Raw genomic sequence first — 10,040 nt, forward strand, 5'->3', positions numbered from 1 at the left:
TGGCCGTGCTCGTCGGTACCGGTCGGTGCCGGTCCGCCGCTCCTTCCCGCTCGCGCTGCCGCTCCCCCTCTTCGCATCCAACCATGCCGCACCGAAGGCCCGCTCATTACTCGTGGGTTACCCGGGATGGTCCGGGGCCCGGAGCGGGCGTTGTGCCCCCTGTGCCCGGCGGCGCGGGGGGATCCGTGGCCCGCCGCCCCGGCCCAGGACCCCGGCCAGCGCCTCCACGACCTCGGGCTGATGGTCGCGGCCGGTGGCGAGCCGGAGCCGTTCGAGCGCGTCCAGCGGGGTCACCGTACGGCGCCCGCCCGGTCGCGGGCCGTTCTCCCTTCCGGTTCCCCCGGTCAGATCGTCGTATGCGTTGACGGTCCGGACGATACGGGCCGTGAGCGGCTGATCGCGGTACGGATCCGCCTGCCGCTCCACCACGACGGCGACGGCCGACGGCACCCCGGTCTGCCGGACCACCGCGCCGCCCAGCAGGGCGATCCGGCGCTGCTCGGCCGCCGGGAGCGGGGCGGTGGCGCCGTCCGGCACCGGGTCGACGAGGGAGAGCTGGCCGATGTCGTGCATCAGGGCCGCGTACTCCAGGACGGTCAGATCGTCGCCGCCGAGCCCCAGCTCGCGCCCGACGGCGACGGCGAGATCGGCGACCCGGCGGGCATGTCCGGGCGGGGTGTATCCGGCGACCTCGGTGGCCCGGGCCAGGGACGCGATGGTCTGGCGGTAGGTCGTCTGGACGGCCTCGTACCGGCTGAGGGAGAGCTGGGTGAGCAGCAGCGGCAGGCTGAACACGGGCAGCGCCCACAGTCCGGCGACGGTCACGGAGAGCGCGATCACCACGCCGGTGGCGCAGACGGCGGAGCCGATACCGGGGAGCGCGCGGAGCTCGTCGCGGAGCAGGGGGCCGTACGGGAAGCCGGTGCGCGAACCGCGTACCGCCGCGCGCAGCACGCTGTCGCAGAGCGCCGTCAGCATCAGCAGGACCAGCATGGCGAGGGCGTACAGGGCGCCCGCGTAGTGGTCGGCGGGCGGTCCGGCGGCGTACAGGGGCTGGAAGCAGACGGCGGCGAAGGCGGCGACCAGGACCCGCCGGGCGAGATGGTCCGCCAGTTCGGCCCGGGAGGGCGCGGGGGCACGGGCGGGGGCGCGCGGTCCCGGTCCCGCGCCGTGGCGGCGGGGCGGCCGGGACCGGCAGGGCAGCCGGGCCCAGCAGGGCAGGGAACCGGCGAGGGTCGCGAGCAGGACCACGGCGACGACCTGGAGCGTGCCGGGTGCCGTCATCCGGCCGGCGCACTCGCCGAGGAGGGCGTATCCCAGCACTCCGGCCGCCCCGAGGGGCGCGGGGTCGCGCTCCCCCGAAGCCGAGGGCTGCCGGGCGGCCTCCCCGACGGTGATCAGCAGCCCGAAGCCGAGGGCGATCGCGAGGTGGTGCACCCCGTTGACCGCGATGCTCACCAGTCCGGCGGCGCCGAGTGCCCCGGCGGCCCCGTGGACGACCGCCCCGGGCCTCGGCCGGAGCCGGGACCGGGACCGTGGGGGGCCTTGGGTGCGGCGGGGTGGCGGGACCGGGAGTCGGCGGCGGTCGCTCATCGGGGGCCGTTCCCCGGCGCCGGGCCCGTACCGCCACCGCCGTCCGGGGCCGGGGAGTGTGCCGGGCGCGCGGTGGGCGCGGCGGACCGTTTCGGCCGGCCGGCGGGGGCCGCCGCCCCGTCCGGTGGCGGTACCGGATCCACCGGCCGCGGCGGCGGCAGCGGCTCGTCCGACGTCACCGAGGTCTGCCAGCCGTACCGCGACAACGCCCTGACCAGCGCCGACACCATCCGGGGATCGAACTGTGTGCCCGCGCACCGCTCCAGTTCCTTGAGGGCCACCGGCACCGGGCGGGCCCGGCTGTAGGAGCGGGTCGAGGTCATCGCGTCGAAGGCGTCGGCGACCGCGACGACCCGGGCGGACTCGGGGATCCCGTCCCCGTCGAGCCCGCACGGATAGCCCGTCCCGTCGAGCCGTTCGTGGTGGTGCAGGATCGCCTCGCGCGCCTCGCGGAGGAAGCCGATGCCCCGGGTGATCTCGTGCCCGTACTCCGGGTGCAGCTCGATGATCCGGCGCTCCTCCGGCGTCAGCGGGCCGTCCTTGCGCAGGATCCGGGTGGGGACGCCCAGCTTGCCCACGTCGTGCAGGATCCCGGCCAGCCGGATCGCCTCCCGCCGCCCCTCGTCCATCCGCAGCTCCAGGGCGATCAGCGCCGCCGCGCGGCCCACCCGCTCACCGTGCCCCCGGGTGTACCGGTCCTTGATGTCCACGGCCTGGACCAGGGCCCGGATGGTGGCCCGGTGCGCGGCGGCCTCCCGGTCGTACTGGGCGAACAGCCAGCAGGAGATATGGATCGGCAGCAGGACGAAGACCGCCGAGCCCGGACCGTACGGGCTGCGCCACAGGACCGCCATCACCAGCCCGGCCAGTCCGTGCACCAGATATGGCAGGGCGGCCGTGCCGACGGGGCCGCCGGGCGCACCCGGGGCGCCGGGTCCGCCCCGGCCGCCCGCCAGCCGCCAGGCCCGGCGCGGCGGCAGCCGTTCGGCGGTGACCAGGATCCCGGTCTCCAGCAGCCCCAGCACCACGCAGAAGGCGAGGGCCCCGGCCGCGGCGGCGAGCAGGGCCTGCGGGAAGTACGGCGGGCCCGGGGCGCGGGCGATCCCGATGAGTTCGTACGTCCCGGCCGCCGCCCAGGTCGCCAGCGCCAGCCGGGCCGCCCCCCAGACCCGGCGCAGCCCGACCGGACGGCGGCGGGGCCGGGCCAGCAGCGCGCCCGGTACGGGTACGAGGGCCGCGACGGCGGCGGGGAGCAGGAACGCGGCAGCCAGCAGGACCGGGAAGAAGGACCCGGAGCGGACCGCCGCCGGGACGCGGTGCCCCTTGTCCGGGGAGCGGCCGGGGTCCGGGGTGCGGCCGGGCAGCTCGCAGAGCGCGTAGAGCCCTGCGAGCAGAGCGGCCGTCGGCCAGGAGACCGGCGGGAAGGGGCCGGGCGGGACGGGGAGGGCGGGCAGCGCGCAGCAGACGGCACCGAGCGCGACGGTCAGCACATAGGCGTGCGCCGCCGCCGGTACGGACCTCACGTCCGCCCCACCCCTTCCTCGTGCTCCGCGTGCTTCCGGTGCACCCGGGCGTCACGCTAACGAGCCGTGGAAAAGGGAGTGACGGCCGATCCGACGATTCCCGCATCCGGGTGAATCCGGGGCGGTGACCGCACGGTCGAGGGGGAGATATGGCCTCCCGCCCGGGCGACGGCAGACGGATGCCCGGGGCGGGAAACGCGGAGGGAGGGGGCGCGGTGGTGGTGTGCCGCGCGGGCGTCCTGTGCCGTACGGCGCCGGGCGCCGGGCGGGCGGACCGCCGGTGGTACTACTCGCGCGGCGCCGCACGGGGTGCGGGCTCGGGCTCGCCGACGGTGATCTCCTCGTCCGGCACCGGGTGACCGGCCCGGATCAGATCGATCCGGCCCATCACCTTGGAACGCAGGTCGGTCGGCACGTCGTCCGAACCGCAGCACCGCTTGACCAGCTTCTTCACCGCCTGTTCGAGACCGTACATCTCCAGGCAGGGGGAGCACTCCTCGAAGTGCACCTCGAACTTGGTGCAGTCGGCGTCGGGCATCTCACCGTCGAGAAGCTCATAGAGGTGGTCCAGCACCTCGGAGCAGTCCGTCTCGTGCGGCTCTCCGCAGCTCATGAGCCCGAGCCTTTCGCTTCGTCCGACTCCCCCGCACCGGCGGGGACGAGTCCGCGCTCACGCGCGTAATCCTCCAGCATGCCGCGCAGCTGACGGCGACCGCGGTGCAGGCGGGACATCACCGTCCCGATGGGTGTACCCATGATGTCCGCGATCTCCTTGTACGCAAAGCCCTCGACGTCCGCGAGATAGACGGCGATCCGGAACTCCTCCGGAATGGCCTGGAGCGCGGCCTTCACATCCGAGTCCGGCAGATGGTCCAGCGCCTGCGACTCGGCCGAGCGCAGTCCGGTGGACATATGGGACTCGGCCCGCGCGAGCTGCCAGTCCTCGATCTCCTCGGCCGCACTGCGCTGGGGTTCGCGCTGCTTCTTGCGGTACGAGTTGATGAAGGTGTTGGTGAGGATCCGGTACAGCCACGCCTTGAGGTTGGTGCCCTCACGGAACTGGTGGAAGGAGCCGTACGCCTTGGCATAGGTCTCCTGGACCAGGTCCTCCGCGTCGGCCGGGTTGCGGGTCATCCGCAGGGCAGCCGAGTACATCTGGTCGAGGAAGGCGAGGGCGTCCCGCTCGAAGCGGGCGTTCCGCTCGGCGGGCGTCTCCGTCCGCTCCTGACCGTCCCGGGCGGCCGCTCCGGCCGCGGCGGCGGTGACCGCCTTCGCGGAACCGGTCTTGCCGGTCTTCTCGGGCTGACCGCCGTCGGTCCCCGCGTCGGTCCCAGTGACCGGACCCACCTCCTCCAGCGCCGCGGCGAATCCGAACGCGGACCCGCTCGAATCGGAGGATAGTCGACCTTCACCCGAGGTCTCCCGGTGATCGACCGCACCCTTGGGCCGGTCGGGGCCCGCGGCGCCCGCCGAGAGCACGGACCACTCCAGACCGGCGGCGTGCGGACGGCGGGGGCAGATGGTCGGTCCCATGCGTCGGACTCCCTACTCCATGCTCGGTGCTGGCTGCGTGCTGACGTACCGCGACTACCTCGGTATTCGCCTCAACACCCCATGGGGCCCGGTCATTCCCGGAGTCGGCCCAGCCATTCCCGTACCGCGCCAGTGATCATCGTCACGGTCTCCTCCTCGGTCCGGCCGGAGCGCTTGGGGACGGCGAACCCGTGGTCGGCGAACTCCACCTCGACCAGTTCGAAATCACCGCGGGGGAACTCCTCCGGGCGGCCGAACGAGTCGTTGCCGCCCTGGACGACGAGGGTGGGCGCGCCGGAACCGAGCAGCTCGTCCGCCCGGGACTTCTCCGGGCGGCCGGGCGGATGGAGCGGAAAGCTCAGGGCGAGTACGGCCCGGGCGCCGAGGGCGGTGGCCGTACGGCAGGCGACCCGGGCCCCGGCGCTGCGGCCACCGGCGACGACGGGCGGGCCCGGCCGGGTGAGGGCGGGCCAGACGCCGTGCCAGGCCGCGTCCAGGGTCTTGGGCGCGGGCGCGACCTTCTTCCCGGCCACCCGCCAGGGCTGCTCCACCAGGGCGACGGTCACCCCGTCGGCGGGCAGGGCGGCGGCGAGGGCCGTCAGATCGCGGGCGCCGGTGCCGCCGCCCGCGCCGTGGCCGAGGGCCAGCACCAGCCGGGGGCGGGCCGCCCGGTGCCAGTGGATCCGGGCCGTCCCGGCGGGGGTCTCGACGTCCTCGGTGACGGGCGGGGGCGACTTCTTCGATCTGTTCGATCCGTTGGAGGCGCTCGATCCGCTCGATGTACTCGATGTGCTGGTCACGGGCCCATCCTGCCGCGTACGGCCGTCCGGCGGCCGGACGTCCGCCCGTACCCCGGCTCCCACGCGGCGCTCAGAAGAGGGTGCCCTCCTCCGGGGCCTCCAGCTCCGTCAGCAGCTCGGGGCCGTTGTTACGGACATTGCTGACGGCGGTGGAGACCGGATAGGCCCGCATCAGGCCCTCGGGCGGCGGGACGAGCAGGGACCGCAGATCCTCGACCTCCGTCCGCGCCGGGTCCAGCCAGTCGGCCCAGCGGTCGGGGGTCAGCATCAGCGGCATCCGGGGGTGGATCTCCGCCAGGCTGCCCGGACCGTCGGCGGGCGCGACGCCCAGGGGGCCCTGTTCCGCCTCGGTGGTGACGACGGTGCAGGTGGCCCACCACGCCTGCGGATGGTCGTCGGGCAGGGTGCGGTCCCGCCAGAACTCGTAGAGCCCGGCCATCGCGAAGACCGAACCGTCGGCGGGCGTGACGAAATACGGCTGCTTACGGGGGCGCTTGCGGCGGCCCTTCTCCTCCAGCTGCCGCTCGTCGGAGCCGGTGACCCACTCGAAGTAGCCGTCGGCGGGGATCAGACAGCGGCGGGTGGCGAAGGCCCGGCGGAACGACGGCTTCTCGTGCACCGTCTCCGCCCGGGCGTTGATCATCCGGGCGGCGCCCTCGGGCGACTTGGCCCAGGAGGGGACGAGCCCCCACTTCAGGATCCGCAGCTGCCGGACGGGCGCCGGGTCGTCGGAGTCCTTCAGGGCCCGCTGGACTATCGCGTACACCTGCTTGGTGGGCGCCACGTTGAAATCCGGGGCCAGGGTCTCCAGCGGATCCCACTTGGCCACGTCGAAGATCCCGACGAGATCCTTCGGCGCCCGGCTGGCCGCGTACCGTCCACACATCGTCAACCACCCCTTTGATCCAGAAGCCTACCGGCGGGCACCGACAGTCACGGTGGCTTCGCGGGCCAGGGCCGGGCGGAGAGCCGGGCGGGGGGGCGGAAAGCCCTGGTGGGGCGGGGTCGGGCCCGGTCCCGGCAGCCGCCGGGCCACGGGAGCGCGCGGGTCCGGGGCCGTACGGAACCGGGGCCGGGCAGCCGCCGGGGCCGTACGAGCCGATGCCGTACCGCCGTACCGTCGCGGCGCCCGGGGCCGTGCTCCGTACCGCCGCCGCACCGGCCCGGCCCGTACCACTGCCCGGAACGATCCGCTCCGGCAGGGCGTCCTCCCGAGTGGGCACCCCCGGGTGCCAGACTGCGACACTCCGCCGCCCGCCCCGCCCGAGGAGCCGCCCGCCATGGACCCCACGCCGACCACCGGTCTCCTCGCCCCGGCGACCGACGCGACCACCGGCACCGTCCTGAGCGCCGCGTCGGCGGCCGACCTGTGGGACCGGCTCACCGGCACCCAGCCGTCGCCGGAACAGTGGATCGTGGTCCTCGCCGGGGCCCTCGCCCTGATCGCCGTCGTACCCAACCCGATATGGCGGCTCTCCCGGACCGCCGTCACCATCGCCCACGAGGGCGGCCACGGGCTGATCGCCCTGCTCACCGGCCGCTCCCTGGAAGGCATCCGGCTGCATTCGGACACCAGCGGACTGACGGTCAGCCGGGGCAGGCCCACCGGGATCGGCATGATCCTCACCGCCGCCGCGGGCTACACCGCCCCGCCCCTGCTCGGCCTCGGCGGCGCAGCCCTGCTCTCCACCGGGCACATCACCCTGCTGCTCTGGCTGGCGACGGCCCTGCTGCTGGCGATGCTGGTGATGATCCGGAACGCGTACGGGGCCTTCGCCGTCGTCCTGACGGGCGCAGCCTTCCTGCTGATCTCCTGGCTCGCGGACTCCGGCGTCCAGGCCGCCTTCGCCTATACGGTGGTCTGGTTCCTGCTGCTCGGCGGGGTCCGCCCGGCCTTCGAGCTCCAGTCCAAGCGGCGCCGGGGCGGCGCCCCCGACTCCGACGCCGACCAGCTCTCCCGGCTCACCCACGTACCCGCCGGGCTCTGGCTCTTCCTCTTCCACGCGGTATCGCTCAGCTCGCTCATCGGCGGCGGCCGCTGGCTGCTTGAGCGCTGAACCCGGCGCCCGGAGCGGCACGCTTCCCTACCACCTCATGGTTACGCCCCGGTTTCGGCGCATTTGATCAAGATCGGGGTGTCGGCCGAGCCACTAAAGTATTGGCCATGACCGAAGCCCCCGCGCACCACTCCCCCGCACTCTGGCCCGCCCCCTACGCGAGCGGAGCCGTCGAAGCGACGGTGACCGTGCCCGGATCGAAATCGGTCACCAACCGCGCCCTCGTACTGGCGGCGCTCGCCGCCGAGCCCGGCTGGCTGCGCCGCCCCCTGCGCTCCCGCGACAGCCTGCTGATGGCGGAGGCACTGCGTGCCCTCGGCGTCGGCATCGAGGAGGGCGTCGGCCCGGACGGCGAAGGCGAGGTCTGGCGGGTGATCCCCGCCGGGCTGCACGGCCCCGCCACGGTCGACGTCGGCAACGCGGGCACGGTCATGCGCTTCCTGCCGCCCGTCGCCGCCCTCGCCGACGGCCCGGTCCGCTTCGACGGCGACCCCCGCTCCTACGAGCGCCCCCTGCACGGCGTGATCGACGCCCTGCGCGTCCTCGGCGCCCGGATCGACGACGACGGCCGGGGCTCCCTCCCGATGACCGTCCACGGCGGCGGCGCCCTGGACGGCGGCCCCGTCGAGATCGACGCCTCCTCGTCGTCGCAGTTCGTCTCGGCCCTGCTGCTCTCCGCGCCCCGGTTCAACCAGGGCGTCGAGGTACGGCACACCGGCGACCGGCTGCCCTCCATGCCGCACATCCGGATGACCGTCGACATGCTCCGCTCCGTCGGCGCCCAGGTCGACGAGCCGGAGACCGGCGGCGAGCCCAACGTCTGGCGGGTCTCCCCCTCCGCGCTGCTCGGCCGCGACCTGACCATCGAGCCCGATCTGTCGAACGCCCAGCCGTTCCTCGCCGCCGCCCTGATCACCGGCGGCCGGGTCACCGTCCGCGACTGGCCCGAGCGGACCACCCAGCCCGGTGACGCGCTGCGCCGGATCTTCACCGAGATGGGCGGCTCCTGCGAGCTGACCGACCACGGACTGGTCTTCACCGGCAGCGGCCGGATCCACGGCATCGACGTCGACCTCTCCGAGGTCGGCGAGCTGACCCCCGGCATCGCCGCCGTCGCCGCCCTCGCGGACTCCCCCTCCACCCTGCGCGGCGTCGCGCATCTGCGGCTCCACGAGACGGACCGGCTGGCCGCCCTCACCCGGGAGATCAACGGCCTCGGCGGCGACGTCACCGAGACCGAGGACGGCCTCCACATCCGGCCGCGCACCCTGCACGGCGGGATCTTCCACACCTACGACGACCACCGGATGGCCACCGCGGGCGCCGTCATCGGCCTCGCGGTCAAGGACGTCGAGATCGAGAACGTGGCGACCACCGCCAAGACCCTCCCCGACTTCCCGGCGATGTGGGCCGCCCTGCTCGGCGTCCCCGACCCTGCGGGAGCGGAAAGCTGAACGGGGCCTGAGGAAATGCGGCGCTACGGCAAGAACCCCGACGAGGACGACATCCGCGTCCGGCCCAACCGCAAGGGGAACCGGCCCAGGACCAATATCCGGCCCAAGCACGAGGACGCCTCCGAAGGCATGGTCCTCACCGTGGACCGGGGACGGCTGACCTGTCTCGTCGAGGACCGGACCGTGGTCGCGATGAAGGCCCGTGAGCTGGGCCGAAAGGCGGCCGTCGTGGGCGACCGGGTCGCCCTCGTCGGGGATCTCTCCGGGGCCAAGGACACCCTCGCCCGGATCGTCCGGATCGAGCCCCGGGACTCCGTACTGCGCCGTACCGCCGACGACGACGACCCGTACGAGCGGGTCGTCGTCGCCAACGCCGACCAGCTCGCCGTCGTCACGGCCCTGGCCGACCCCGAACCCCGGCCCCGGCTGATCGACCGCTGCCTGGTCGCCGCGTACGACGGCGGGCTCGAACCCCTTCTCGTCCTCACCAAATCCGACCTCGCGCCCCCCGACGAACTGCTGGAGATGTACGGCGCGCTCGGTGTGCCGTACATCGTCACCACCCGCGAGGAGTTCGTGGACGGGCGGGCCGCCGACCGGGTCCTGGAACATCTCGCCGGACGGACCACCGCCTTCGTCGGCCACTCCGGAGTCGGAAAGACGACCCTGGTCAACGCGCTGGTCCCGGAGGAGCGGCGGCGCAGTACCGGCCATGTCAACGCGGTCACCGGCCGGGGCCGGCACACCACCACCTCCGCGCTGGCGCTGCCGCTGGCCGTCGAAGGCGGCGGCTGGGTGATCGACACCCCGGGCGTACGGTCCTTCGGCCTCCACCACGTCGATCCGTCCCGGGTCATCAACGCCTTCCCCGATCTGGTGCCGGGCACCGAGGACTGCCCGCGCGCCTGTAGCCACGACGAGCCCGACTGCGCGCTCGACGCGTGGGTGGCCGCCGGCCACGCGGACCCGGCCCGGCTGCTGTCCCTGCGGCGACTGCTGTCGACGCGGGAGCGCCGCGAGGGCGACTGACGGGGGCGGCGGCCCCAGCGCCTTGGCCCTCCGGGTGAGGCCCACGCCCCC

The 10,040-nt window shown here is 74.3% G+C and carries 9 protein-coding genes; 3 read left to right on the top strand and 6 right to left on the bottom strand.

Annotated features, from left to right (window positions below):
* Positions 1-117: 117 nt before the first annotated feature.
* The 6 genes from AB0G74_RS29095 to AB0G74_RS29120 form a co-directional block, all read right to left on the bottom strand.
* Positions 118-1,593 carry an HD domain-containing protein gene (locus AB0G74_RS29095; RefSeq protein ID WP_361152090.1) on the bottom strand — a complete coding sequence of 492 codons (1,476 nt, stop codon included), beginning with the start codon at positions 1,591-1,593 and terminating at the stop codon, positions 118-120.
* Complete coding sequence (locus tag AB0G74_RS29100) at positions 1,590-3,116, bottom strand: HD-GYP domain-containing protein (protein ID WP_361152093.1); 1,527 nt, start codon at positions 3,114-3,116, stop codon at positions 1,590-1,592. The genes AB0G74_RS29095 and AB0G74_RS29100 overlap by 4 nt, the downstream gene beginning before the upstream one ends.
* A 286-nt stretch (positions 3,117-3,402) precedes the next feature.
* Complete coding sequence (rsrA, locus tag AB0G74_RS29105; protein ID WP_361152096.1) at positions 3,403-3,729, bottom strand: mycothiol system anti-sigma-R factor; 327 nt, start codon at positions 3,727-3,729, stop codon at positions 3,403-3,405.
* Positions 3,726-4,463 (bottom strand): sigma-70 family RNA polymerase sigma factor, encoded by a 738-nt coding sequence (locus AB0G74_RS29110; protein WP_361152109.1) that lies wholly within the window; start codon positions 4,461-4,463, stop codon positions 3,726-3,728. Before AB0G74_RS29110 ends, rsrA begins: the two co-directional genes overlap by 4 nt.
* Before the next feature lie 278 nt (positions 4,464-4,741).
* Positions 4,742-5,332, bottom strand: a complete 591-nt coding sequence (locus AB0G74_RS29115) for an alpha/beta family hydrolase (RefSeq protein WP_361152111.1) — start codon at positions 5,330-5,332, stop codon at positions 4,742-4,744.
* 187 nt (positions 5,333-5,519) lie between these two features.
* Positions 5,520-6,335 (bottom strand): SOS response-associated peptidase, encoded by an 816-nt coding sequence (locus AB0G74_RS29120; protein ID WP_361152100.1) that lies wholly within the window; start codon positions 6,333-6,335, stop codon positions 5,520-5,522.
* A gap of 394 nt (positions 6,336-6,729) precedes the next feature.
* On the opposite strand from AB0G74_RS29120, the gene AB0G74_RS29125 reads away from it, so the two are divergent.
* From AB0G74_RS29125 to rsgA, 3 genes are all read left to right on the top strand, one after another.
* On the top strand, positions 6,730-7,506 hold the full coding sequence (locus AB0G74_RS29125) for a M50 family metallopeptidase (RefSeq protein ID WP_361152103.1): 777 nt from the start codon (positions 6,730-6,732) through the stop codon (positions 7,504-7,506).
* Between the two features lie 107 nt (positions 7,507-7,613).
* The gene (aroA, locus tag AB0G74_RS29130; protein ID WP_361152105.1) at positions 7,614-8,960 is read left to right on the top strand and encodes a 3-phosphoshikimate 1-carboxyvinyltransferase; all 1,347 of its coding nucleotides are present in this window, start codon (positions 7,614-7,616) and stop codon (positions 8,958-8,960) included.
* Between the two features lie 15 nt (positions 8,961-8,975).
* A complete protein-coding gene (gene rsgA, locus AB0G74_RS29135) occupies positions 8,976-9,989 on the top strand; it encodes a ribosome small subunit-dependent GTPase A (RefSeq protein ID WP_361152107.1) in 1,014 nt (337 codons plus the stop codon).
* Positions 9,990-10,040 lie beyond the last annotated feature (51 nt).

Source organism: Streptomyces sp. NPDC020875, from assembly GCF_040641415.1.
Taxonomy (GTDB): Bacteria; Actinomycetota; Actinomycetes; order Streptomycetales; family Streptomycetaceae; genus Streptomyces.